Source organism: Methylobacterium sp. 391_Methyba4 (assembly GCF_029691625.1).
Lineage (GTDB): Bacteria > Pseudomonadota > Alphaproteobacteria > Rhizobiales > Beijerinckiaceae > Methylobacterium > Methylobacterium fujisawaense.
Map to the genome: position 1 here is coordinate 486,831 of NZ_CP121475.1, position 25,016 is coordinate 511,846.

General features: G+C 67.2%; 24 protein-coding genes. 13 read left to right on the forward strand and 11 right to left on the reverse strand.

Going from position 1 to position 25,016, the window contains the following annotated elements; translation table 11 throughout:
• Positions 1-500 precede the first annotated feature (500 nt).
• A complete protein-coding gene (gene mqo, locus P9K36_RS02330) occupies positions 501-2,231 on the forward strand; it encodes a malate dehydrogenase (quinone) (protein ID WP_043755261.1) in 1,731 nt (576 codons plus the stop codon).
• A 60-nt stretch (positions 2,232-2,291) separates the two neighbouring features.
• Here mqo and P9K36_RS02335 read toward each other — a convergent pair whose 3' ends face one another.
• The 3 genes from P9K36_RS02335 to P9K36_RS02345 all read right to left on the reverse strand — a co-directional run bounded on the left by P9K36_RS02335 (position 2,292) and on the right by P9K36_RS02345 (position 6,328).
• Positions 2,292-3,026 (reverse strand): DUF3750 domain-containing protein, encoded by a 735-nt coding sequence (locus tag P9K36_RS02335; RefSeq protein ID WP_100793886.1) that lies wholly within the window; start codon positions 3,024-3,026, stop codon positions 2,292-2,294.
• Between the two features lie 106 nt (positions 3,027-3,132).
• A complete protein-coding gene (gene mdcB, locus P9K36_RS02340; RefSeq protein ID WP_053610443.1) occupies positions 3,133-4,005 on the reverse strand; it encodes a triphosphoribosyl-dephospho-CoA synthase MdcB in 873 nt (290 codons plus the stop codon).
• 340 nt (positions 4,006-4,345) lie between these two features.
• Positions 4,346-6,328: a malonate decarboxylase subunit alpha gene (locus P9K36_RS02345; RefSeq protein ID WP_111473123.1), complete on the reverse strand. Its 1,983-nt coding sequence runs from the start codon at positions 6,326-6,328 to the stop codon at positions 4,346-4,348.
• A 714-nt stretch (positions 6,329-7,042) separates the two neighbouring features.
• Between P9K36_RS02345 and P9K36_RS02350 the strand changes: the two genes are divergently transcribed.
• The gene (locus tag P9K36_RS02350) at positions 7,043-7,363 is read left to right on the forward strand and encodes a hypothetical protein (protein WP_043386257.1); all 321 of its coding nucleotides are present in this window, start codon (positions 7,043-7,045) and stop codon (positions 7,361-7,363) included.
• 164 nt (positions 7,364-7,527) lie between these two features.
• On the opposite strand, the gene P9K36_RS02355 is transcribed toward P9K36_RS02350, so the two are convergent.
• Genes P9K36_RS02355 through P9K36_RS02370 form a run of 4 tightly spaced genes read right to left on the reverse strand, consistent with a single transcriptional unit; the run spans position 7,528 to position 10,987 of the window.
• Positions 7,528-8,817, reverse strand: a complete 1,290-nt coding sequence (locus P9K36_RS02355) for an FAD-binding oxidoreductase (RefSeq protein WP_053610388.1) — start codon at positions 8,815-8,817, stop codon at positions 7,528-7,530.
• 9 nt (positions 8,818-8,826) lie between these two features.
• Positions 8,827-9,558 carry an amino acid ABC transporter ATP-binding protein gene (locus P9K36_RS02360; protein ID WP_043386251.1) on the reverse strand — a complete coding sequence of 244 codons (732 nt, stop codon included), beginning with the start codon at positions 9,556-9,558 and terminating at the stop codon, positions 8,827-8,829.
• Positions 9,555-10,208 carry an amino acid ABC transporter permease gene (locus P9K36_RS02365; protein ID WP_043346657.1) on the reverse strand — a complete coding sequence of 218 codons (654 nt, stop codon included), beginning with the start codon at positions 10,206-10,208 and terminating at the stop codon, positions 9,555-9,557. The genes P9K36_RS02360 and P9K36_RS02365 overlap by 4 nt, the downstream gene beginning before the upstream one ends.
• 5 nt (positions 10,209-10,213) lie before the next feature.
• Complete coding sequence (locus P9K36_RS02370; RefSeq protein ID WP_043346644.1) at positions 10,214-10,987, reverse strand: ABC transporter substrate-binding protein; 774 nt, start codon at positions 10,985-10,987, stop codon at positions 10,214-10,216.
• A gap of 144 nt (positions 10,988-11,131) precedes the next feature.
• On the opposite strand from P9K36_RS02370, the gene P9K36_RS02375 reads away from it, so the two are divergent.
• Positions 11,132-11,749: a cupin domain-containing protein gene (locus P9K36_RS02375; RefSeq protein WP_236952833.1), complete on the forward strand. Its 618-nt coding sequence runs from the start codon at positions 11,132-11,134 to the stop codon at positions 11,747-11,749.
• 60 nt (positions 11,750-11,809) lie between these two features.
• Here the strand turns inward: P9K36_RS02375 and P9K36_RS02380 are convergent, their stop codons facing one another.
• Genes P9K36_RS02380 through P9K36_RS02390 form a run of 3 tightly spaced genes read right to left on the reverse strand, consistent with a single transcriptional unit; the run spans position 11,810 to position 14,357 of the window.
• Positions 11,810-13,102 (reverse strand): TadE/TadG family type IV pilus assembly protein, encoded by a 1,293-nt coding sequence (locus P9K36_RS02380; RefSeq protein WP_051976201.1) that lies wholly within the window; start codon positions 13,100-13,102, stop codon positions 11,810-11,812.
• A gap of 38 nt (positions 13,103-13,140) precedes the next feature.
• Positions 13,141-13,755: a TadE/TadG family type IV pilus assembly protein gene (locus P9K36_RS02385; RefSeq protein WP_043386279.1), complete on the reverse strand. Its 615-nt coding sequence runs from the start codon at positions 13,753-13,755 to the stop codon at positions 13,141-13,143.
• A complete protein-coding gene (locus P9K36_RS02390; protein WP_091955289.1) occupies positions 13,755-14,357 on the reverse strand; it encodes a TadE/TadG family type IV pilus assembly protein in 603 nt (200 codons plus the stop codon). The genes P9K36_RS02385 and P9K36_RS02390 overlap by 1 nt, the downstream gene beginning before the upstream one ends.
• Positions 14,358-14,871: 514 nt before the next feature.
• Here P9K36_RS02390 and P9K36_RS02395 point away from each other — a divergent pair.
• Both P9K36_RS02395 and P9K36_RS02400 read left to right on the forward strand, forming a co-directional pair.
• Positions 14,872-15,357, forward strand: coding sequence for a protein phosphatase CheZ (locus tag P9K36_RS02395; protein WP_236952834.1), 486 nt, complete (start codon positions 14,872-14,874; stop codon positions 15,355-15,357).
• Positions 15,358-15,379: 22 nt separating this feature from the next.
• A complete protein-coding gene (locus tag P9K36_RS02400; protein WP_043346635.1) occupies positions 15,380-16,456 on the forward strand; it encodes an HD domain-containing phosphohydrolase in 1,077 nt (358 codons plus the stop codon).
• 124 nt (positions 16,457-16,580) lie between these two features.
• Here the strand turns inward: P9K36_RS02400 and P9K36_RS02405 are convergent, their stop codons facing one another.
• On the reverse strand, positions 16,581-17,924 hold the full coding sequence (locus tag P9K36_RS02405) for a dicarboxylate/amino acid:cation symporter (RefSeq protein ID WP_043346633.1): 1,344 nt from the start codon (positions 17,922-17,924) through the stop codon (positions 16,581-16,583).
• 109 nt (positions 17,925-18,033) lie between these two features.
• Here P9K36_RS02405 and P9K36_RS02410 point away from each other — a divergent pair, with 109 nt between their 5' ends.
• The 8 genes from P9K36_RS02410 to P9K36_RS02445 all read left to right on the forward strand — a co-directional run bounded on the left by P9K36_RS02410 (position 18,034) and on the right by P9K36_RS02445 (position 24,471).
• The gene (locus P9K36_RS02410; RefSeq protein ID WP_278306515.1) at positions 18,034-20,103 is read left to right on the forward strand and encodes an ATP-binding protein; all 2,070 of its coding nucleotides are present in this window, start codon (positions 18,034-18,036) and stop codon (positions 20,101-20,103) included.
• Entirely contained in the window at positions 20,100-21,455 is a 1,356-nt protein-coding gene (locus P9K36_RS02415; RefSeq protein WP_278306516.1) for a sigma-54 dependent transcriptional regulator, read from the forward strand. The genes P9K36_RS02410 and P9K36_RS02415 overlap by 4 nt, the downstream gene beginning before the upstream one ends.
• A gap of 146 nt (positions 21,456-21,601) precedes the next feature.
• The gene (locus P9K36_RS02420) at positions 21,602-21,838 is read left to right on the forward strand and encodes a hypothetical protein (RefSeq protein WP_043346619.1); all 237 of its coding nucleotides are present in this window, start codon (positions 21,602-21,604) and stop codon (positions 21,836-21,838) included.
• A 604-nt stretch (positions 21,839-22,442) separates the two neighbouring features.
• Positions 22,443-22,685 carry a hypothetical protein gene (locus tag P9K36_RS02425; protein WP_278306517.1) on the forward strand — a complete coding sequence of 81 codons (243 nt, stop codon included), beginning with the start codon at positions 22,443-22,445 and terminating at the stop codon, positions 22,683-22,685.
• 167 nt (positions 22,686-22,852) lie between these two features.
• The gene (locus P9K36_RS02430; RefSeq protein WP_278306518.1) at positions 22,853-23,221 is read left to right on the forward strand and encodes a hypothetical protein; all 369 of its coding nucleotides are present in this window, start codon (positions 22,853-22,855) and stop codon (positions 23,219-23,221) included.
• A gap of 333 nt (positions 23,222-23,554) precedes the next feature.
• The gene (locus P9K36_RS02435) at positions 23,555-23,764 is read left to right on the forward strand and encodes a cold-shock protein (RefSeq protein WP_043346616.1); all 210 of its coding nucleotides are present in this window, start codon (positions 23,555-23,557) and stop codon (positions 23,762-23,764) included.
• A gap of 105 nt (positions 23,765-23,869) precedes the next feature.
• Positions 23,870-24,232 carry a DUF6481 family protein gene (locus P9K36_RS02440; protein WP_043755289.1) on the forward strand — a complete coding sequence of 121 codons (363 nt, stop codon included), beginning with the start codon at positions 23,870-23,872 and terminating at the stop codon, positions 24,230-24,232.
• A gap of 41 nt (positions 24,233-24,273) precedes the next feature.
• Positions 24,274-24,471, forward strand: a complete 198-nt coding sequence (locus P9K36_RS02445; RefSeq protein WP_043346614.1) for a hypothetical protein — start codon at positions 24,274-24,276, stop codon at positions 24,469-24,471.
• Positions 24,472-25,016: the final 545 nt, after the last annotated feature.

A 25,016-nucleotide genomic window follows, 5' to 3' on the forward strand; every position in this document is an offset into this window, starting at 1 on the left:
GGTCGTGCTGGCCTGTCATACCGCGGTTGGTCGTCAACCTTCGATGCTTGCATCCGGGCCTGACAGGCAGACGGTGAATGCAACCCCTGCAGCGATTGTCCTTTCGAGCCTCGTCCTCTAAGAGGCCGACATCAATCTGCTGAGCTAAGCCAGCCAGCGTCTTTCCTCCCCCTCGGCGATCGCGCCTGTGCGCGTTCGAGGTCTTGGACCGAAGAGTACGGCTCCGGCCGGATCGGGCGTCCGAGTGGCAGGAGACACGCGCGTCGCATCGGTACGTTCCGTCGCCTCGCGATCTGCGCGGGCATCGGAACTTCGCACCGCTGCGGACACGCGCCGGACCGTCGTGTCGGGTCGATCGAGACCGTCGCCACGCCGCCACGGCAACGGGGAAACGATCCGGAAGGCCTGACGAGCGGGGCTCTCGCTCGTCGTATCGAGTGTCTTCCGTACGCGGATCGGCCGATCGGGCCTGTCCGGTACGCAAAAAGCGGGATCTGCCCATGCGTGGCGACGACGAGACTCACGACCTGCGTAACCGCCGTGCCTCGGCCGCGCTGCCTCTCAGCCGGCGTCAGATCCTCGGAACGGCCGCGACGGGCCTGGCCGTGGCCGCGCTGCCGGGCTCGCCGGTCCTGGCCGACGGTGCCGACGGCACGGTCGACGTGCTGCTGATCGGCGGCGGGATCATGAGCGCGACCCTCGGCATCTGGTTGAATGCACTGGAGCCGGATTGGTCGATCCAGATGGTCGAGCGGCTCGATCAGGTCGCCCTGGAGAGCTCCAACGGCTGGAACAATGCCGGCACCGGACACTCGGCCCTGGCGGAGCTGAACTATACGCCCGAGAACAAGACGGGACAGATCGAGATCGCCAAGGCGGTCGAGATCAACGAAGCTTTCCAGGTCACCCGTCAGTTCCTGGCGCATCAGGTCAGGACCGGCGTGATGAAGGATCCGCACACCTTCATCAACTATACGCCGCACATGAGCTTCGTCTGGGGCGACGACAACATCGCGTATCTGAAGAAGCGCTGGGAGGCTCTCAAGGCGAGCCCGCTCTTCGCCGGCATGGCGTATTCGGAGGATCCGGAGCAGCTCCGCAAATGGGTGCCCCTGATGATGGAGGGGCGCGACCCGAAGCAGAGGGTCGCCGCGACGTGGTCGCCGCTGGGCACCGACTGCGAGTGGGGTGAGGTGACCCGTCAATACGTCGCCCATCTGCAGAAACAGCCGAGCTTCAAGCTCCGGCTGTCGACCGAAGTCGAGACCATCGCGAAGAATGCCGACGGCTCGTGGCGTGTGACCTCGAAGAACCTCAAGGACGGCACGCGCCGGACGGTCGACGCCAAGTTCGTCTTCATCGGCGCAGGCGGCGGCGCCCTGCACCTCCTGCAGAAATCCGGCATTCCGGAGGGTGACGATTACGCCGGCTTCCCCGTGGGCGGCTCGTTCCTGATCAACGACAATCCCGACGTCGCCACGCTCCACCTCGCCAAGGCTTACGGCAAGGCGTCCGTGGGCTCGCCGCCCATGTCGGTGCCCCATCTCGACACCCGCATGCTCGGCGGCAAGCGCGTGATCCTGTTCGGGCCCTTCGCGACCTTCTCGACCAAGTTCCTGAAGGAAGGCTCCTATTTCGATCTCCTCAGCTCCACCACCACCAGCAATCTCTGGCCGATGATGAAGGTCGGCGTCGACGAATTCCCGCTGGTCGAGTACCTCGCCGGACAGCTCATGCTGTCGGACGACGACCGGATCGCGGCGCTCCGCGCGTACTTCCCGAACGCCAAAAAGGCGGAGTGGCGTCTATGGCAGGCGGGTCAGCGCGTCCAGATCATCAAGCGCGACGCGAACAAGGGCGGCGTCCTGAAGCTCGGAACGGAGATCGTCAACGCCAAGGACGGCAGCATCGCGGCCCTGCTCGGGGCCTCGCCCGGGGCCTCGACGGCGGCGCCGATCATGCTGCAGGTGCTGGAGAAGGTGTTCGCCCAGAAGGTCGCCACGCCGGAATGGCAGGCCAAGATCCGGGCGATTGTCCCCAGCTACGGCACGAGGCTCAACGACGATCCCGAGCGCGTCGCCCAGGAATGGGCCGAGACCAGCGCACAGCTCCAGCTGCCGACGCCGCCGCAGATCGACCGGGCCGTGCTGAAACCGGTCCCGACCGGCAGCACCGTGCTCAACAGCAGTGCCACGCCGGTGAAGGAGCCGGTCCACGACCTCGCGCCGTAGGACCGGTTCGGCGTGCGCGACTGCGCGCACGCCTGCCAGGGTGGTGGCCGGATCCGCCGCTCAGAGGCCGAGCCGGCCCACCGCCGGCAGCTTGATTCCAGGCCGCCGCAGGTCGATCCCCGCGACGCCACCGAGCAGGTTCAGCTCGAATCCCTCGACCCAGCCGAGGGTCACTCCGGCATAGCCGCCGAGATTGACGCGGATTCCGGTTCGGGAGGGCGTCAGGCCGGCCCAGCGCCCGTCGTAGGGGAAATCCTTGCCGATCGCCGTTGTCGGCAGGCTGGCGCGGATCTCCGGCACCGCCGCCATCACGGCGGCCACGAAGGTGTTTGAGTTGGGCCCGGGCCAGACGACATAGTCGCCGGGCCGGCTGTAGCGGTACTCGGCCACAGCCCTGCGGATCCGCGGGAGCATCGCCTCCGCCTCCGGCCCGTCCGCCGCGAACACGACCGACGGCGGATTTCCAAACCAGCGCCCGTCCGGCACGAACCGGTCGACCCAGATCGGCTGGCCCCAGGCCGTGTAGTCGAACCGGCTGAAGGCGGGGGCGTCGCGGTCCTTGATGACGATCCAGCTATGCGTGGCCACGATGCCGCGCCAGCTCACGGTCCGCGCCGAGAAGATGCGCAGCACGGCGCCGGGATGCGCATCCGCGCGTGGCAGCAGACCGACGCTGGACCGATCCGCGAGACGCCAGTCGCCACTCGCTCGGGTCGCGTAGAGCACGGCCGATGCCGCCACGGGCAGGACGAAGAGCACGGCGAGCGCGAGGAGGACGATCCTGAAGCAGGTCACGAACGAGGGAGCTCCCGATGATGGGCCGGCCGGATGAAGGCTGCGCGTGCCCCGACGTATGCCGCCAGTGGAACGCGGCCGCGCGGATCGGTTCGCACCGTCGCTCTCAACCAGCGGCGGCGAGCGCGTCGAGCAGAAGCGTCGCGGCGAGGAGATCCGCGCAGCCACCCGGGCTGAGGCGCGTCGCCACGAAGGCGCGGTGGATCGCAGCCGCCCGGTCCCGCCAGCCCGGCGCCGCGATTCCGCCATCCGCGAGGAAGTCCGCCGCCGCCGCCTGCGCCCATCCGAGGCCGTCGGGTCCCCCGCGATGGAGAAGATTGGTATCGTCGACCACCGCCAGCAGCGCGAAGAAGCAGTGCACGCGCGCCGCCTCAGGCTCGCCCGGCCGGCAAACGCGCCCGGCGCGCAGCGCCGGCAGGCCGACCGTACGGATCGTCGGGAAGCCGGCCGCCGCCTCGGCGCTGGCACCGCCGACTCCGAAGCGGCGCACCGCCCGTCCGCCATGGCTCACCGGCGAGACAGGGGCCCCGGCGATCGCCGCTCCCCACAGATGCCCGACGCGTTCGGCCCGCGCCTCGGCGGAGCCGCGCCCCGTGTCCGGCGTGCCGGCCGCCGCGCAGATCAGACCGAGGGAGAAGATGGCGCCGCGATGCGCGTTGACGCCGCCGGTGGCCCGCATCATCGCGGCCTCGGCCCGCAGCCCGATCCCGCGGAGTTCCGCCATCTCCGCCCCTCGGCTGCCCGCCGAGACCAGATCGGCGAAGAACGGCCGGATCGCCACGGCGCTCCGGTGGAGGGTGTCGGCATCCATGTCGTCGTGGCTGCCGGAATCCACCAGGCTGACGAGGCCGGGCTTCGGCCAGGTCTCCAGTTCCTCGATCAGAGCCGCATGGGCGAGGTCGGCGACGCGCTCGGCCCAGGGGGGCTGGGCGCGTTTGGCATCGGACGTCGCGGCAGCGAGGTTCTGATGAGCGTGCAGGAGCGGACCTCCCCGAGGCGTGCGCCGACATGGCCGGACGGAACTGGGCCGGCCCAACCTATACGGGAAGAAACGGCGCGTGCATGCGTCGGTAACAGACCCAGTCTGCTTGGGCGTCTCCGGCCTGGAGATCCTTCGGAAACACTATCGCCGCGGATGGCGGGTGGGGCTCGGCGGAGGCGTGATCTGTCGATAACCGCGGGGAGCCGGGGCTTGGCCCTCCCACGAGAGCCACCGACGACGCGCCGAATGCCGGCCCCGGACGGTCCGCCACGCCGACCCGTCCGGGACGGCGCGGCAAATGCCCCGAACTGCCGGCCGCCTGCGGCCGGCACTCTCCTCAGGCCGCCGAGGCGACCGCCGGAGAGATCCGCTTCCGGGCCTTCTTGTCCTCGGTGCTGCTGACGAAGGCCTGCGCCTCCTCCTTGCGCTCGAAGACGTGTGGTGCGACCCCGCGGTTGTTCAGGGCCTCCTCCATCTTCAGGCGCAGGAACGCACTCGTCGCGTACCGGGTCGTGGTGGCGTAGTAGTTCGCCTGCAGATACTGGACCATGCCGGCGTAATCATCGACAAGGTTCTCGTTGAGCCGGAAGCTGTCGTGGTTGATTACGGCGTTGACCCGCTGGCCGGCCTTGCGGCAGGCCTCGACGATGGTCATGCGCAGCTCGTCCATGTCGCCCTTCACCCGGCAGTACCAGCCTTCCAAGTTGATGAAGAGAATGTTGCGCTCGCCATCGTAGCTGACACGCGACTTGAGATCGAGGTTGAGCAGATCCGAGATCAGCTCCATCGGCTCGTCGCGGAAGATGCGCGGATCCATCGGCACGGGATTGCGCACCACGGGGGCGAAATCCATGTGGGCGATGATATCCCGCTCGATATCGATGCCGGGTGCGACTTCGATCAGTTCAAGACCGTCCGATGTCAACTGGAACACGCAGCGCTCGGTCACGTAGAGGACCGGTTGCGACCGCTCCACCGCGTAGGGACCCGAGAAGGTGTTCTGCTGCACCTGCGTGACGAATTTGCGCGCCTTGCCCTCGCTGACGATGCGCACCTGACCGTCGTTCACCGCGATCTCGAGGCCGCCGGCCGTGAACGTGCCGGCAAAGACCACGGTGCGGGCGTTCTGCGAGATGTTGATGAAGCCGCCGCAGCCATTCAGCTTGCCGCCGAACTTGGACGTGTTGACGTTGCCGGCGGCATCGCACTCGGCCATGCCCAGGCAGGTCATGTCTAGCCCGCCGCCGTCGTAGAAGTCGAACATCTGATTCTGGTCGATGATGCAGTCGGCATTGGTCGCCGCACCGAAGCTCGAACCGGAGGCCAGCACCCCGCCGACCGCGCCCGCCTCGGTGGTAAGAGTGATGTAGGGCGTGATCTTCTCCTCGTTGGCGACCGACGAGATGCCCTCCGGCGCACCGACGCCGAGATTGACGACGCCGTTCGGCGGCAGCTCGAAGGCGGCGCGCCGGGCGATGATCTTGCGCTCGTTGAGCGGCATCCGCTTGATGCCCGTCACCGGAACGCGGATCTCGCCCGCGAGCGCGGCGTCGTGCATGACGCCGTAATTCATGCGGTGCATCTCGGGCTCGGCGACCACCACGCAGTCGACGAGGATACCGGGGACGCGCACATCCTTCGGCAGAAGATATCCGTCGTCGACGATGCGCTCGACCTGGGCGATGACGATGCCGCCGTTGTTGCGGGCCGCCATGGCCTGCGCGAGGCAGTCCAGGGTCAGCGCCTCCTTCTCGTAGGAGAGGTTGCCGGACGGGTCGGCCGATGTCGCGCGGATGAACGCCACGTCGATCTTGGTCGCCGTGTAGAACAGCCACTCCTCACCATCGACCTCGACGAGCTTGACGATATCCTCGGTGGTCAGCTCGTTGACCTTGGCGCCGCCATGACGCGGATCGACGTAGGTCTTCAGGCCGACCTTCGAGAACAGGCCCGGCTGGCCTGCGGCGCAGGCCCGGTACAGCTGTGAGATGACGCCCTGAGGCAGGTTGTAGCCGCGGATCAGGTTGTCCTGCGCGGCCTTCGCGACCTTCGGCATGCGGCCGAAATTGGCGGCGATGACCCGCGAGAGGAGGCCGTCATGGTGCAGGCGGCCCGTGCCGAGCCCTTTGCTGTCACCGGCGCCCGCCGTCATGATCAGGGTGAGCCCACGGGGCGATCCGGTGTCGACGAACCGCTTCTCGAGGGCGGCGTGCAGGGCCTCCGGGATGCAGCTCTGGACGAACCCCGTTGTCGTCACGACGTCGTTCTCGCGGATCAGCGCGATCGCCTCTTCCGCCGAGATGACCTTGTTCTTCCTCATGGAGCCCGTGATCCTCCCCGGCCTTCGGAGGTGCGGCCGGCCGTGATGCCCGTCCCCTCCGATTCTGCCATACGCCGCCCCCGTGGTTCCGGGACATATCGGCCCCGGGAGTCAGCTGAGTTTTGAATACGATCGTTATTGCACCGCATCAATATTTGCGGCATTGCACGAGGGCCCATGCCGGCCGCGTGACAGTACTCCTAAAATGCAGACCGGCGCTGCTGAAAAACTCTTCGGTCCACGATCAGAAAAATTGCGCGGTGTCAGCGCCGCAGACGAGGATCGGCTCGAGCGTGACCGCATGTGCTCCCCCGCACGCGGTTTCCGCGGTTCGCGTGCGCGGCCTCACCGCGGAGTCCCTGGATTCGGCGTCTCTCTCTGTCACGCAGGGAGGCGATCATGAATCGAGATCCGAGAGACCGAAACAGCCAGCGCGAGGGCAGGGGCCGGCCGGCCGATCCGACCAGGGGCGCCGAGGCCGGCGCACGCGAGGCCGTCGTGGCCGCCTGGCGGCGGGCGCTCTGCAGGATGCGCGAACGGCGGGCCGCGCAGGATCGGACCGATCCCAGCGGCTGAGCCACGGGCGCAAGCGCGCAGGCCACACCCACCGCCGACGTTGCCCGAATGGTGACGGGACCGACCCCTTTTTCCCTACTTTGCGCGGCGCCGCGCAGGCGGCACAGCGGGCCTGACGGATGAGGAGTGCATAGGCCGATGGACGACGACGTCGCAGACGGTACGGACGGCGGCGACGCGAGTTCAGACGCGGCCCGGGAGGCGAACGGGATCGCCTTCCTGCTGGCGAGCGCGGCCTATCTGACCCTCGCGGACGCACATCTCCGGAGGGAGGGTCCGGAAGGCCTCGCCCTGATGGACGAGATCGAGGATCGGATCACGGAGGCGCTGCAGAGTTTCGTCGACGAGACGTCCTACGAGGATGCCCGCCCGGATATCCTGCTGCATGCAACCCGCAAGGTTCGGGCCCTGCTCGAGGCCGGACGCTCCCTTTCACCGGAGATGCGGCGGTTTCAGTAAGCCGCTCCACCGGCGCGGCAGGCCTGTTCCGATGCGGCTCGATGGCCGGGTCGCGATTGCCCCAAGAAGCCGATAGCGTCCGCTTCCCGACCTGTCGGTCGGGATCCTGGCACCTCCGCCCGCGGGGAACTCGCTGGATCATCGAGACGCCGAGCCTCGCCGCCTCAGCGGATGCCGCCGTCGCTTAGGCGATACCAGGCGATGATCGCCGACACGTACAGTCGGTGGAGGGCGTGAAGCGGCAGCGGCGCGATCGGAGTGAGCGGGAGCGGCAGGTTGTCGGCATCGCCGGTGGCGATGTAGGCGGCCATCGCACGACCCATTGCCGACTGGAGGCCGACGCCCCGGCCCTGACAGCCGATATCGATGAGGAGGCCGGGTGCCGGCTCGTGGAGATGGGGCAGGTAGTCCCGGGTGATCGCGACGCGGCCGCACCAGCGGTGGTCGAAGGCGGTCCCGTCGAGCTGCGGGAACAGCTTGCCAACGATCCGTTCGAGATGGGCCCAGTCGGCAGGACTCCGCGGCTCCCGGAACGGACCGCGGCCGCCCATCAGCAGGCGACCGGTATGGTCCAGCCGGAAGTAGAGCAGGAGCTTGCGCGTGTCCGACGAGACATGGCCTTCGGGCAAGATCGAGCGCCGCAGGTTGTCGGAGAGCGGCACCGTGGCGACCTGGAAGGAGTTCGCCGCGATCACGGTCCGCGCGAGGTCCGGCCAGAGGCCGCCCGTGTAGCCGTTGGTGCACAGAACGACCCGTTCGGCATTCAGCCGGGCCCCCTGGGCCGTCGTGACCGTCCAGCCCGATCCCGTCCGTTCGAGAGAGGTCACCGGCGATGCGCCGTGAATCGACGCTCCGGCCTTCAGGGCCGCCCGGGCGAGGCCGCGGGCATAACTCAAGGGCTGGATCGCGCCACCGCGTCCGTCGAGCCAGCCGCCGCGATAGCGACCGGTCCCGAGGAGCTGTTCGGCCTCGGCCTTGTCGAGGACGCGGGTCGGCGCGCCGAGATCGGCCCATTGCGCCGCCCGTCGCTCGACTTCGGCGAGCCCCGTCTCGGTATGGGCACCCTGAATCCAGCCGGCACGCCGGTGCGGCACGTCCATCCCGTGCCGGGCAATCAGGTCGAACACCACGTCGGCGGTTCCGCCAGCGAAGCGTGCGAGCCGCTCGCCGCGCTCTCGCCCGAACCGGGCGACGAGATCCGCGGGATCGTATTTCAGGCCCGGGATCACCTGGCCGCCGTTGCGACCGGAGCCGCCATAGCCGACCTCCCGCGCCTCCAGAACCACCGGGCGGATGCCGCGCTCGGCCAAGTGCAGGGCGGTGGACAGGCCGCAGAATCCGCCGCCGATGATCACCACGTCGGCCGTGCCGGATTCGACGAGAGGCGGCGTGTCCGGCGCGGGCGCCGCCGTAGTGGCCCAGAGCGAGGGGGCGAGGGGGAACGGTTCGGCCACGGCCTTGTCCTAAAGCGGGTGCAGCACACGCTGCAGGAAATCCTGCGTGCGCGGGTTCTGCGGACGGTTCAGGATCTCGGCGGCGGGTCCCTGCTCGACGAGCCGGCCGCCATCGAGGAACAGCACCCGGTCGGCGACCTCCCGAGCGAAGCCGATCTCGTGGGTCACGACGATCATCGTCATGCCCTCGTCGGCGAGCCCGCGCATCACCCGCAGCACGTCGCCGACGAGTTCGGGATCGAGGGCCGAAGTCGGCTCGTCGAACAGGATCGCCTCCGGGCGCATGGCGAGCGCCCGGGCGATGGCGACGCGCTGCTGCTGGCCGCCGGAGAGTTCGTCCGGCCGGGCGTGCTCCTTGCCGGAGAGACCGACCCGCGCGAGGAGCGCCCGGGCGCGCTCCTCGGCCTCCGCACGGGGTTCGCCCTTGACGTGGATCGGCCCCTCGACGACGTTCTCGAGGGCGGTCCGGTTGGCGAACAGGTTGAATCGCTGGAAGACCATGGAGACCCGGGTCCGGATCGCCTTGATGCTGCGCTTGTCCCGGTCGACCCGCTGACCGTCGACGCGGATCTCGCCGCCGTCATAGGCTTCCAGGCCGTTGATGCAGCGCAACAGGGTCGACTTGCCGGACCCCGAGGGTCCGATGATGCACACCACCTCGCCCTTGGTGACTTCGGCCGAGACGCCCTTGATCACCTCCAGGGTGCCGTAGTGCTTCCGCACGTCCTTCAGCACGATCATCGATGCCGCCCCTTGGCCTCGAGATGCCGGACCAGAAGGATGAGCGGCAGGCTGAGCGCGAGGTACATCAGCGCCACCATCGTGTAGACGCTGGTATTCTTGAAGGTCGACGACGCGATCAGCTTCCCCTGCAGTGCCAATTCCGCCACCGTGATGGTGGAGGCCTGGGACGAATCCTTGAGCATCATGATCATGATGTTGCCGTAGGGCGGCAGTGCGATCCGGATCGCCTGCGGCAGGATCACCCGCCGCATCGTCATGCCCCAGCCCATGCCGATCGACAGCGCCGCCTCGACCTGGCCGCGATCCACCGCCTCGATGCCGGCGCGGAAATTCTCCGCCTGGTAGGCCGAATAGGCGATGCCGAGCCCGATGATCGCCGCCTGCACCGCGGTCAGCGACAGGCCGAAATCGGGCATGACGAAGTAGATGTAGAACAGCTGCACGATGATCGGGATGCCGCGCAGGATGTTGATCATCACCGCGCTGAAGCCCGCCAGCACGGCGATGCCGGAGACGCGCATCACCGCCCAGACCAAGCCGAGGAGCGTCGAGACCACCAGGGAGGCGAGGGTGATCAGGACGGTCAGTTGCACGCCCTGCAGCAGGATCGGCAGGTATTCCTGAGCATCGGCGAGGAACTCGCGCATGGAGCTCAGGACCGGTCGGCCGATGGCGGCAGGCCCCATTTGGTGAGAATCGCCTGGAGCGTCCCGTCGGCCTTCAGCTTGGCGAGCGCCTTGTCGATCTTGGCCAGCAAGTCCGCGTCGGTCTTGCGCACGCTGAGGGCCACCGAGGCCACCACGGTCGGCTTGAAGGTCTCAACCAGGCGGACGCCGGGGAACGCTCCCTGCTTCACGTAGTAGGCCAGGATCGGCGCATCGGCGAAGCCGGCCTTCAGCCGTCCGGAGTTCACGTCCCGGATGATGTCGGGGATCGTATCGTAGATCTTCACCTCGCCGAACAGGCCGGATTTCTTCAGCGGCTCGACGAAGGCGGTGCCGACCTGGGCGCCCACGGTCTCGCCCTTCAGGTCAGCAAAGGACATGTAATCCTTCGTGTCGGCCTTCGGGACGATCAGCCCCTCACCGTAGCTGTAGACCGGCGCCGAGAACGCCACGACTTCCTTGCGCTGCGGCGTGATGAACATCGCCGCCGAGATGATGTCGATCTTCGAGGCGGTGAGCGCCGGGATCAGCGTCGAGAATTGCAGCGGCTCGACCGCCACGGTGAAGCCCGCCTCTTTGCCGACCGCGTTGACGAGGTCGACCATCACGCCCTGGATGGTGTTCGTCTTGGTGTCCAGGAAGGTGAACGGCAGGCCTGTCGGCGTCGCACCGACCTTCAGGGATTGGGCGCCGACCGCGCTCCCCAGGATTCCCAGGAGCAGCGTCGACGACAGACACAGCCCGGCCAATCGTCTTCTCATCCTGCCGCTCCCATCATGACCGGATTGCGCGACGAGAGCCGCCGCCCGATTTCATTCTCGTGAAGAATACCGCACGTTTCCAATATCGACGCAAGGGACTTTCACGTGCATGAAGAGACACGCGAGAGGCAGGTTGGTGCGACGGTGAGCATTCCCCAAGGCGACGCAACGGGTCCGGAACCGGTCGACCGGGCTGTGGGTCAGCGCCTGCGCGGCCTCCGGCGCGCCAGGGGGCTTTCCCTCGAGGCGATCGCATCCAGCACCGGTCTCTCGATCGGGTTCATCAGTCAGGTCGAACGGGGTCTGTCGTCGCCCTCGCTCCGGGTCCTGGCGCTCCTCGCGGACACGCTGCAGATCGGTATCGGCGGCCTCTTCGAGCCCAGCCCGCACGAGCCCGATCCGGACCCGATCGTGGTGTTCCGGAAGGACCGGCCGGAACTTCAGCTCTGGCGGGCCGGCATCACCAAGCAGTTGCTGACCCCGCCCGGCGGCACGCACGGGATGAGCCTCTTCCACATGGTGCTGAGGCCGGGGGCGAGCACCGGCGACGAGCCGTTCAGCCACGAGGGCGAGGAGGCCGGCCTCGTTCTGGAGGGGCGCCTGACCCTGGTCGTCGAGGCGCGGACCCTTCAACTCGCGGAAGGCGACAGCTTCCGCTTCGAGAGCCGGCGACCACACCGGTTCAGCAATCCCGACCCGCATGGCCAAACCATCGTGCTGTGGGTCAATGTCCTCGGACCGACGCCGGCCGGATCGCCTTAGCGGAACGCAGGGCCACCGACAGGCAGGGCCATGCCGGCCCCCGGAGTGACCGGAACCCGTTCAGTTGCTGATCCGGACGGATGCCACCGCGGTGGAGAACAGCTTGAGCATGGCGGCGGTGATGTCACCCCCGGACGCAACGGGGAAGTACAGCCCGTCCGACGCGCAGGACCGCAGCGCCGGCCCGATCTGGCCCTCATAGGGTCTGACGTACCGATTGTAGAAGTCGTTGTCGTAGATCGGCAGGTATTGCGTATAGATGATGCCGATCCGCACGTTCTTGCTCTTCAGCGCATTGCATGTCGATGGGCTGAAAGGGCCGATGAAGCGGTCGCTCTGGATTTGAAAGCCGGCGCTCTGGTTCGTGACGCTGCCACCGGTATCCTCGACCCCGTCGGTGACCAGGAACAGAAAGCGGATCGGAGAGGACGCTGTGATGCCGGTCCCGCTTGCCGGGATCGTGGTATTCATGACCGCGATGGCGCGCTCGAAATCCGTCTGGTTGTCCGACTGGTTGTAATACGCGTACGCGATGTCGATGTTCGGCGCCGCAGCCTTGATCTGGCTCAGGGTCGGCGTCATCGCCTGGAGCCGGGTCTGCGTCGTGGAATCGTTGAACGTCCACATTTCCATTTGATACTGCTGCGACAGCGACATGCTTGCGTTCGCCTGATCGACCAAGGCCGACACGGCGTCACGCAGGACCTGAATGCGCAGCTTGATGTTGTTCTTCAGCGCCACGTGATAAAAGTCGGTCTGGCTATCCCCTGTGATACGACCTTTATTGTCGTAGGTGTGCTGATGACACGCGAAGGCACAGCCGCCCGTCGCGATCTTCATGTTGGCGACATCGGTGTCGGTCGCCGCCAGCCCCATCGACGGCGAATTGTCGAGCAGCAGGTAGAAGTTGATATATTGGAACATGTTGCGGGTGCTGGACGAGCTCCCGTTGATGTTCATGACCGGCACCTGCATCAACGATGAGATCGTCGTCTTCACCGTGGCCGTATAGCTCGCTGCCAGGCTGAGTGTGGCCGAGTTGCTGACGGGTGTTCCCGGGTTGAAGGAGGTCACGGTGACGCCCGGAACCTTGGCGGCCTCCGCTCGGAACTGCGTCTCCATGTTCAGCAGGCTGGTCGATGAGATCGAATTCGTCTTCTGCGAGATCACCGCGAGGACGGCGCCGTCGAGGGCCGCGTCGAGCTGTGCCTTGGCGGCGTTGCGTCGACCGTAATCCACCGCCGCCCCCGTGGCGAACAGCACCGGCAGCATCACGAGGGCGAAGGTGATCGCGACCTGGCCGGATCGCGAGCGCGCACACGTGCGGACGCAGCGCGTGAGGAGGCGGCTCATTCCGGCTGGAACAGCGGACACGTTGGGCCCCCGTCGCGCTAGTTGAAGATCGGGCAAGCCACGCCGCCCGGCATGATGATCTCGCTCGCGGTGCGCTCCGACCACGGGATCTGCCGCGTGAAGGTCAGGCCGCGGTTGCCGAAGATCCAGCGGTAGAGGGCGCTGCCGATGATCGGCGTATAGGTCATCGTCACTTCACCGAGGATGTAGCGGGCGCCGTCGAACTGATAGACGGCCGGCGTCTGGGGCAACCCGTTGGTCCCGTTGCGCTGCTGCGCCGGCCGCTTGGTCGCGTTCTGGGCCCAGCTGGAGCAGACCCCGCCATAGAGCGTGCCTGAGACCGACTCCACACCCATGGCGTTGACGACGATCTGCAGATTCGAGGCATCGAGGGGACGCAGGATCGCGGTCGCGGCGCCCGCGATCGTCGCCATGGCTTCGACCGTCGGACTCGGATTGTCCGCGCGTCCCGACAGATCACTCAGCGTGCGCGCGAACAGCGTCAGCTTGCGGTTCGCGTCGACCAGGCGCGTGAGTTCCGCGGTGGCAAAATACAGGATGATGAGGAGGGGCAACACGAACGCGAACTCGACCGCGGCGATCCCGCGCTCGTCGCATCGGTAGCGCGCGAGACGTTCCAGAATCCGGCGCATCAGGAGCACACGGACTGGGTTGTGTACGGTTCGACCTTGAAGACCGTCGCCGCCTGAATCACCCGACGCCTGTTGGGCAGGCTCGGCGTCGCCGCACCGAGCAGCGGGAAGAAGATCGGGACGTCCACGGCCGCCTGCACGATCACGATCGCGGAGGCGCCCGCGCAGGAATAGCTGGGGAAGCTCGCGTTCCAGTCGCTGGCGCCGCTGGCATTGGTCGCCACGGGCGAGACCGGGTTGGCGGCCGCGTAGCTGCTGGCCTGCGTGACGCTGACCCGGACATTGGCGCAGTTGAAGATCGTCACCCGCGGGGTGCCGTTCGACTGTGTGCAGATCGCCGTCCGGAACCGGCTCATCAGGGTCGCAGGATCGGTGGTGCCGGTGTTCGCGGTCTGAAAGGAGCCCGTATAGATCTGCCGGCCGGCATCGGACACTGCCTGCTGGAGGATCTCCTGCTCCCAGAAGACGATCCCGTTCTCCAGGCAGGCCCCGATCAGCGCGAAGAACGGAAGGGCCACGAGGGCGAACTCCACGGCAGTCGCACCCCCGCGCGCCCGCACGAAGCGCGCCGCCTGCGCTCGTCCATCAAGCCAGCGAACCACCGTTCGGATTTCCGTGCTCAATACCCAGCCTTCGACCGGACCACGCCGCTAGAAGAGCATCAAAAGCTTACTTTTTTTTCGCGCAGCATTGTTCAAAATCGATCCATTCGGAATGCTGTCACTTAACATGCAATTGCAACTTTAACCGTCACGTCCACCTCAAGTTGAAAGAACTGGCAGAGATTCCACGAGGCTTGCGACGGCGCCCCGGATCGCTGCCGCTTGTCAGATCAGCAGATCACCGTTGCACGCCCTCGAAGACGCCGCTGATGAGTCGGCGGAGATCGAATTGACCGATCGTCCGGGTCGAAGCGCAAAATCATGAAATCTTTAAGTCATCAATCGTACGATACGCTGACGAGACACGGAAACAATCGGCATTAAGCCCAGCTTAAGACATGGTCGATAGTTTCGGCGCCTAAATTAAAGCGCATGGTGATCGTCGATCATGGCCCGTGCTGTACCGGACGTCGTTTCCATCGAAGAGGGTGTCGGGCTCCTGCGGAGCCAGCTCGTGTCGATCTCGGACGCGATCGCGCGGACGCGCCAGGAAATCGCAGACCTTCGACAGGAGCAGGAGACCAGTCGCGCCTGCGACGAGCTCCACGCCGTCGTACAAGGCACGGAAGACGCCACGAACGCGATTCTGACGGCGTCGGAGACCGTCGATGGGCTGGCCCGCGGGATCGTGAGGCGTTCGGAACACCCTGCGACCCGGGCCGACGCGGAGGCCATTCAGGCCGAGATGCAAACCATCTTCGAGGCGTGCAACTTCCAGGATCTGACCGGGCAGCGGATCTCGAAGGTCGTGCGCACGATCGTTCTCGTGGAGGAGCGGATCGGCGAGATGCTGCGCGTCTGGTCGGCGTCCGGCGATGGCCCGGCACGGCCCAACCTGCCGCACGACAGACGCAGCGGCGAAGCGGCCCTGCTGAATGGCCCCGTGCTACCCGGCGATGCCTCGGTCTCGCAGGACACGGTTGACGCAATGTTCCCGTAGGCCGCGATCAGAGAGCGTGCCGATGGGCCGTATCCTTCTGATCACGGACGATCCCGTACGCAGCCTGGGCTTGCAGGGGGACCTGTCCGATGGTCTGTCTTGCGAGATCCACGACCTCCGCGCCGCGGCGGCGCCGGTCGGCACACCGACCGCGATCGTCACCGACGTCCTCGATCTCGGTACGGCATCCGTCGAGCGTCTGCGGCGCCTCCTGGTGCAGATCCGGCACGGGGTCCCCCTGGTCGTCCTGTTGCCGACCGAGAGCCCGCGCACCCGGCTCGTCGGCGTCGCGCTCGGTGCGACGCACACGCTGTGCGCCCCCATCGACATCGATCACCTGCGGGATCGGCTCGGCGCGCAGCGGCCGCCGTCACCCGTCGCGGCGCATGTCGAGGAGCCGGTGCCCGCCTGCGCGGTCCGGATGGCGGCAGAGGTGCGCGGGTTCTACGCATCGGTCTTCGTGGCGGATCAGCCGATCACACCCGCCGTCATCGACAACGGCACCCAGGCCATCGACGTCGCGATCCGGGATACGGGGATCCGCGACTGGATCCGGGCGGTGCGCCAATTCGACGATGCCACGCACCAGCACTGCCTGCTGGTGGCCGGGCTGGCGGCCGCCTTCGCGACAAGTCTCGGCCTCGGCGTGCAGGAGCGTCACCGGGTCACCAAAGCGGCCCTGCTGCACGATGTCGGCAAGATCCACATCCCGGCCGCCATCCTCAACAAGCCGGGCCGGCTCGACGACACCGAGATGGCCGTGATGCGGCTGCATCCGGAAAAGGGATACAGCATGCTCGCCGAGCAGGGCTTCGAGCAGCAGATGCTTCTGGTGGTCCGGTCGCATCACGAAATGCTCGACGGTTCGGGCTATCCGGACCGGCTTAAGGGACGCGACATCCCCGACCTCGTCCGGCTCGTCACCGTCTGCGACATCCACGCGGCCCTGATCGAGCAGAGGCCCTATAGGGCGCCCATGGCGAGCGAGGCGGCATACGCGATTCTGGAGGGCATGGCCGGCCGGCTCGATCCTGCGATCGTTGGCGCGTTCCGGCCGGTCGTCGCCGCCTTCGCGCCCCAGGCCCTCGCGCAGGGCTGACGGCCGGGGATCGGCCCTTGGAGTCCCGGCACAGCCGCCCGCCGGTCTGCGCGGGCTGATCGCATATCGCTTGTCTAGGATGTGGCCGTCGCGAGCCGCACCCGCGGCCCGCGACGGCCGCGGCTCACTCGGCGGCCTGCAGGGCCGGCGTATGGCCGGCCGGTCGGGTGGTTTGGCCAGCGAGGGCCGCCGCGAGCTTGTCCTCGTCGACCTCGTTCTCCCAGCGCGCCACCACGATGCAGGCCACGGCGTTGCCGATGAAGTTCGTGAGCGCCCGGCACTCGGACATGAAGCGGTCCACGCCCAGGATCAGCGCCATCCCGACCACCGGCACGGAGGGCACCACCGCCAGCGTCGCCGCCAGCGTGATGAAGCCCGAGCCGGTCACGCCCGCCGCGCCCTTGGAGGACAGCATGGCCACGAGGAGCAGAAGGGCCTGTTCGCCGAAGCTCAGGGGCGTATCGGTCGCCTGGGCGATGAACAGGGCCGCCATCGTCATGTAGATGTTGGTGCCGTCGAGGTTGAACGAGTAGCCCGTGGGCACGACGAGGCCGACGACCGGCTTGGAGCAGCCGGCCCGCTCCATCTTCTCCAGCAGCGAGGGAAGCGCCGACTCGGACGAGGACGTGCCGAGCACGAGGAGCAGCTCCTCCTTGATGTAGCGGATGAGCCGGATGATCGAGAAGCCGTTGTAGCGGGCCACCGCCCCGAGCACGACCAGCACGAAGATCGTCGAGGTCAGGTAGAACGCGCCGACGAGATAGGCGAGGTTGGCGAGCGAGCTGATGCCGTACTTGCCGATCGTGAAGGCCATCGCGCCGAAGGCGCCCACGGGGGCGACCTTCATGATGATGTTGACGACGCCGAAGATGGCCTCGGACAGCACCTTGATGATGTCCAGGACCGGCTTGCCGCGGTCGCCCAGGAAGGCGAGGCCGAAGCCGAACAGCACCGAGAAGAACAGCACCTGCAGGATCTCGCCGCCCGCGAAGGCGCCGACCGCCGTCGTGGGGATGATGTTCATCAGGAAGTCGACGATGCTCTGCTCCTTCGCCTTGCCGGCGTAGGTGGCGATCGCCTTCGGATCGAGCGACTTCGGGTCGATGTGCAGGCCGTTGCCCGGCTGGAGCACGTTGGCGACGATGAGGCCGACGATCAGCGCCAGCGTCGAGAACGTCAGGAAGTAGATCAGCGCCTTGCCGCCGACGCGTCCGACCTTCTCCAGGTTGGTCATGCCGGCGATGCCGGAGACGACGGTGAGAAAGATGACCGGGGCGATGATCATCTTGACGAGCTTGATGAAGGCGTCGCCGAGCGGCTTCATCTCGGCACCGAGCTGCGGATAGAAGTGGCCGAGCAGGATGCCGATCGCGACGGCGACCAGGACCTGGAAGTACAGCGTCCGGTACAGCGGCTTCGGTTTGGCGGGCGGATGCGGGGCGGTGAGTGGTGACGGCACGGCAGCCATGGGGCGTTCTCCCTGTCGATAGCTTCGGTTTGGGCGGCTGGCGTCGAAATGGTCCGACGCTGTCCGCGCTTGCTCTTGGCCGTTTGGCTGGCAGCCGTTCCCTGACGACATGGCTGCGTTACGTGGCGGGAATGGCAACCGGCATGCCACCGAAAGGCGGCGAGTTGCATTTCTTCATTTCATTGAAAGAAAACGGTTTTTTACGGCCGTGGTGCAACCGCCTGATCGGTTCTCTTGCGGATTTCCGCACGCCTCGGGCCGAAGCGTTCCGGCTTTCCGCACGGGTTGGAGCCCGTTGATCCGCTCGGCAGCACCCGAAAGCGGAGCCCGGACGCCGGACGGAACGCCGTCGCGGCGGGGTCTCGCGATTCTTCTCGGGCTCTGCGCAGTCCTGGCGGCGACGTGGCTCGCAGGCCGCACCGCAGAACGCTGGGCCCTGTCGGATCTGCGGCGGGCCGCCCGCTCGGCCATCGGGCTTCAGGTCGGCGTGCTGCTGGCCGAGATGCAGAAGCAAGCCTCGCTGCCGCTTGCACTCGCCACCGACCCCGAAGTCGTCGCCGCACTCGGGCCGGATCCGGGCCGCGGCCTTCTGGATCGCGTCGACAAACGGCTCGCACAAATCGCAGCCGCCACCGGCTCGGCGGTCATCTACGTGATCGGCGCCGATGGGCTCACGGTCGCAGCCAGCAATGCCGGGACCGACCGCAGCTTCGTTGGACAGGATTACGGTTTCCGTCCCTATTTCAAGCAGGCCCTGGCCGGCGGCGCCGGATCGCAATTCGCCCTCGGCACGGTCAGCAGCCGGCCCGGCCTGTACCTCGCGCGGCGCGTCGGCACTGGCGCCGGGGTCGTCGTGGTGAAGGTGGAGTTCGACGCGGTCGAGGCGGCGTGGCGCGCGGCCCACGAGGTGACCTTCGTCACCGATGCCCGGGGCATCGTCCTCGTCACCAGCGAGCCGGGGTGGCGCTTCGATACCCTCGACGCCATCGATGCCGCCGAGCGTGCCCGGATCGAGGCGGGGCAGGAATTCGGTGCGGCGTCCCTCAAGCGGCTGCCTCTGCATCCGATCGCCGGCAAGCCGGACGCCGTCCGCGTCGCCCGGGGGGCACTGCCGGCCTGGACCGCGATCCTGTCGCAGGCCCCCGTGCCCGGCACAGACTGGCGGTTGCATACGCTGACACCGGTCGGCACCGCCGTCGAGCGCGAGCGGCTTCAGGCCTGGATCATCGCGGCGCTGGCCACGGCGCTCGTCGGGTATGGGCTCTTCGCCCTGGCCGACCGCGGCCGCCGGACGCGGATGCGGCTGTCGGAGGCCGCTGCGCGCCGGGCGGAGCTTGAAACCCGGGTCGAGGCGCGGACACGCGCGCTGCGCGAGACCAACGCGCAGTTGCGCGCCGAGATCGCGGAGCGGCAGCGCGGCGAGGCCGAGCGCGAGCGCCTCGGCCGCGAATTGGCGCAGGCCGGCCGACTGGCGGCCCTGGGCCAGTTCGCGGCCAGCATGGCGCACGAGATCAACCAGCCGTTGGCGGCGATCCGCTCCTACGCCGACAACACCGCGATCCTCATCCGCCGCGGGCGATCCGACGACGCGGCCGAGAATGCGGCCGCCATCGGCCGGCTCACCGACCGCATCGCGGGCCTCACCCGGCAGCTCAAGGGCTTCGCCCGCCGCGCCTCGCCGCGACGCGAGCCGGTGGCGCTGCGCGACGTGGTGGCAAACGCCTTGGAACTCGTGACTGCGCGCGCGGCGGCCCTCGACGTCCCGCTCGCGGCAGACCTGCCCGACCCGGATCTGCGCGTGCTCGGAGACGGTCCGCGGCTGGAGCAGGTTCTGGTCAATCTGCTCCAGAACGCCCTCGACGCGGTGGCGGGCCGACCGGACGCCCGCGTCGGCCTGCACCTTCGCTCCGACGGTGGCGAGCGCATCGCGATCGAAGTGGCCGATACCGGGCCCGGCATTCCCGACGCCCTACGCTGCCAGGTCTTCGACGCGTTCTTCACGACCAAGGCGGATGGCCTCGGTCTGGGTCTCGCCATCGCCCGTGGGATCGTGGAGGATTGCGGCGGCAACCTGATCCTGGCGGGCGGCGCGGACGCCGGCACGGTCTTCCGGATGGAGCTGCTCCGGGCGACGGAGAAGAGTCCGGGCGTGGACAAGCCCTTGGGAGCAACACCGTGAGCGGATCGGCGGACGCGGAGGCGGCGACCGAGCGCGTCGTCTTCATCGACGACGAGGCGGAGGTTCGCCGGGCCAATTGCCAAAGCCTGGAACTGGAGGGATTTGCCGTCGAGGCCTTCGCCGCGGCAGAGGCGGCTCTGGCGGCGATCCTGGCCGCGCCTCCCGGCGTGGTGGTCACCGACGTGCGGCTGCCCGGACTCGACGGCGTCGGCCTGCTGGCGCGCCTGCGCCGGGTGGATCCGGACCTGCCTGTCATCCTGATCTCCGGCCACGGCGACATCCGCATGGCTGTGGCCGCCATGCAGGGCGGCGCCTACGACTTCCTGGCCAAGCCTTATCCCGCGGAAGCGCTCGTCGCCTCCGTGCGCCGGGCGCTGGAGCGGCGGCGGCTCGTGATGGAGAACCGGGCGCTGCGGGCGCGGCTCGACGCGGCGGTCGAGGAGGATCCGGCGTTCCTCGGGATCTCTCCCGAGATCACTAGCCTGCGCGCCCTCGTGCGCGAGGTGGCGCAGGCCGATGTCGATGTGCTCGTCTTCGGTGAGACGGGATCCGGCAAGGAGGTGGTGGCGAGCGCCCTGCACCGCTGGAGCCGGCGCTCCGGGCGGAATCTCGTGGCGATGAATTGCGGGGCGCTGCCGGACAGCGTCGTCGAGAGCGAATTGTTCGGCCACGAGGCCGGGGCCTTCACCGGGGCGCTGAAGCGCCGGATCGGTCGGATCGAGCACGCACAGGGTGGAACGCTCTTCCTCGACGAGATCGAGAGCATGCCGCTGCCGCTGCAGGTCAAGCTGCTTCGGGTGCTTCAGGAGCGCACCGTGGAACCGCTGGGCACGAACGAGGTGCGGCCGGTCGACATGCGGGTCGTCGCTGCCACGAAGGTGGATCTCGGGCAGGCGGCCGCTCAGGGCACCTTCCGGGACGACCTCTATCACCGCCTCAACGTCATCACGATCGCGATCCCGCCCCTGCGCGACCGGGGCGAGGACGTGATGCTGCTCTTCCAGCACTTCCTGCGCCGCGCCGCCGAGCGGTTCGGACGCGCGGTGCCGCCGGTCACGCCGTCCATCCGCGATCATCTGCGCCGTCACCCCTGGCCGGGCAATGTCCGCGAACTCGGCCATTTCGCCGAGCGTTGCGCCCTCGGGCTCGGAGCCGTGCCGCAATCCGCCACTGAGGCGGCGGCCGGCAGCCTCACCGATCAGGTGGATCGTTTCGAGCGGCAGTTGATCCGCGACGAGTTGATCATGGCCGGCGGCGATGTCCGGGCAGCCGCCGAGGCGCTCGGACTGCCCCGCAAGACGCTTTACGACAAGATGGCGCGTCACGGCCTGACGCCGGGCGACTTTCGCTAGGGGCGCCCGTTCGACCTGTTGCCCGGACCGAAGGGCGCGACCGACGCGTGTGGCGCCGCGGTCCGGGCAAGCTACCGAAAAGGGGTAAGGGGACAAGTGCGGAAACGGCTTAGCGTGGCGGACGGATCAGCCTCGCCGAGCCGCCTATGCCGCGTTATTTCATCGATCTGCACGACGGAACCGACATCGTCCGCGACAGAGACGGCTACGATCTGCCGAGCCTTGAGGCCGCCCGGTCTCAGGCCGTGAAGATCATGACACGTATCGCGCAGGGATTCTCCGACGCGCCCGGCCGGCAGGACTACATGGCGGCTGTCCGCGACGAGATGGGGGTGGTGCGGATGCGCCTGCGCGTATCGCTCGATGCGGACCCCGTCGGCTGACGCCGCAGCAGCCACTGCGGGCGTACGCGGTCAGAAGCGCTCCGACGCAATACCGGTAATTCGGACCGGGCCGAGGGAGAGGCGACTGCAGGGCCGCTGCATGGGCAGCGGATGCCCCGACGCCAGAGGACTATCTTTATCGCGCTCGAAGGCGCAGAGTGAGACTATCATCGGATCGACTGATCCAGGCGCCGGTGACTGAGGGCCTGCGCCCCCGCCTGCAATGGACAGGCGTGCTTGGCAAACATCCCGTCAGTTTCAGGACGGTTCCGCTCTCATCAGGTCCGCCAAGCCTATCGGCTGCATCGGCCTGCATCCGAACGTGGGGTGCTGACGCTTCGTTCCTATACCGGGTACGGCACGCATGACGGCCCAACGGAGATTCGACCGCTTGCCATCCGGCCGTCCGACAGATCCCGGAGCCGGTCCTATTTTGCCTCCGAACGTGACGCGGAGCGCGATCATGGCAACCGAATCGAGCCGCGGGCCCAGCGAGTCAAAGAAAGCGGAAGAGCCGCGGGTGGCCGTCAACAGGGCGGCTCAGTCGATTGTGGGCCTCGCCGAGCCCCGCGGTCGTGGCTGACACGATGGCGGAAATCGGGAGATGACAATCGTGGTCGAGCCGGACTCAGCACCGCCTTGCCCGGTGATGCAAAGATTGATCAGGATGGTTGCACGTTCATCGCAGCTGCCTGGTCTTCAGGAGCGTGGGTGGCTGATCGATCAGCTCACGGACCTCGAAGCCGAAGGTATTGCCGCAGATGCGCATCGGCGCACCCTGGACGCGATCCGGGCGACGCGGCTGAAGCTTCGCATCGAGAGCCTTTTACCGATGGCTTCGGCCTAGAACAGGCACTGATCTATCCGCAGACGGTCGCATGCGCGGCCATTCAGGACTGCTCTTCAAGCGCCCGTCGAACCGGGGAGGGCGGATACCGAGCCGGATACCCGGATCCGCGAGACGGCGCGACAGCACCGAGCATCGCTCAACAGCCCTTAAGTCAGGAGGACAGAATGCACCTCATGCGCTGGTTGACCAGCAAAATCATCGGTCTTTTCCTTGGCGAAACTCAGAGTCGCAGGGCGAATACGATGTCCAAAGAGCGCGAAGCCGGCACCTTCGAAGGCGGGTATTCCACAAAATCCCGACAGTTTGAAAGCGATTACAACGCAGCAACGCGAATGCTCAAGCTGCGGATCGATGAGCGCTTTCCGGACAGCTACTATGCCAGGCTGAGTTCCGACAGAAACAGCTCTTACGATTATGGTCAGGATCGCGCTTTGGCGATCGACACCATATCGACGGCCATCGCCATGGCCCTGCGCGGCGGTGCTTCCGTGGAACAAGCCGCGGCCGCTGGGGCGGCGAGTGTGAGGATCTGAAGGCAGCGTGCAGCTTCGTTCGGGTAACCGGGGACCCGGATTGGGAATCCATGGCGCGGTCGGTATGGAAACCGCCGCCTAGCTTCGCGCCGCTGATTTGCACCGCCAAAATCTTCTGCGCCGCATGTCAAACATCCTGCATTTTGACTTAGTGCTTGTGATTATCTCTCCGATGCCGTACAGATGATAAATCGACTTTTGGCCAGATATTCGGCCGCATCGCCTCAACAGGGCGAGCGCTCTGCATCTCTCCCATTTTCGAAAATTCGCGACCGAGCGCGTGCATGGCGTGCGCTCGACCTATTTAACTACCTATAACGATATGGAATACCTATGAGCATCGGCACCGTTAAGTGGTTCAACGACACCAAGGGCTTCGGCTTCATCCAGCCGGATGACGGCGGCAAGGACGTGTTCGTGCACATCTCCGCCGTCGAGCGTGCCGGCATGCAGGGTCTGACCGAAGGCCAGAAGGTCTCCTACGAAATGGAAACCGATCGCCGCAGCGGCAAGCAGTCCGCCGGCAGCCTCCAGGCCGTCTGAGCCACACTCCGTCTTCCAAGACGCGTCTCGAAGCCGTTCCCCCGGGGGCGGCTTCATCTGTATTTCGCAGCCAAAGCTTAGCTCTGGCGCGCACAAGGAATATTCGTGGGACCATACAAAGCAAGTCAGCTTGTTGACCATCTGGCGGCGATCGCCAAGTCGCGACAGGACACCCTGGCCCGGTTCCGGGCCCGCCCGTCAGCCGACGATCCGGCCCTTCGCGCCCGGCAGGCAGCCCGCCAGGCTGTGGTCGCGGCGCGGACTGCACGCAACACCGAGCGTGTGGTCGCCCGCCTCGCCGACGAAGCCGCACGCGAGGCTGAGAGTCTCGCTGCCAGCGCGCAGGCCGAAGCCGACCGGATTCGGTTGGTGGCCGAGGCAGCGGCTTTGCAGACGGCCCGCGCCGCTGAGCAGAAGGCCGCCCGCGACGCGCGCTTCGCCGCTCGCAAAGCCAGAGCCCGCCGGTAAGCCGGTCGCTCCCCGCTCAGCGCTTCTTTGGAGGACGAAACATGTCTCACAAGTTTAAGATCGGCCAGCACGTGCGGCAGCTGGGGACCAGCTATACGGGCAACAAGGGCATCGTCGACGGCCTGTTCGAAGTGGTCCGGCTGACGCCGGATGACCGCTCCGGCGAACCCACCTACCGGATACGGTCCGACGGCGGTGAGCGCGCGGCACGGGAAGGCGAACTCGTTCCGGCTTCTTGATCCATCCGGCCCGACCGGGCTTCCGCACGGCCGTTGCGTCCGGCAACGCTGCGGGGGGCGATCGGGCCAGAGAAGAACGCCCTGAGGGAACGCTGCTGAAGCCGCCGCGGCTGCGGCCGCGATCGACGCGGCGAGCCGAGCGCCACTCTCAGGACCGACAGGGACGATCATCCGTCCCGGGCTCGCCTGCCGCGTCGAAAGCCGCGGGAGATTGGCGGCCACACGGTGCCATCATCGGTGCGCCGCGCGAACTGCTGCGAGCAGAGCTTAGGCGTCCGGTCTTGTTTCTTTAAACGATCGGCAAAGCTGCGACGATTGTTTCGAGCAGGGCATCTCGGATGCTCTGCCATGCCCGTACCGATCATCCGTCGCGACGGCACGAGCGATGGAGTTTGCGATGCACAGGCGCGCATCCTCTCGCTCGGCCTTCGGCTGCCCGTCGGCTCACGGCGAGTGTTCCCGCGCGGGAACCGGGTCCCGGAGCCAAACCATCATCGATCGCTGCTGCGAACCCGACATGTTCAGACGTGAGGATGTTTCATGCC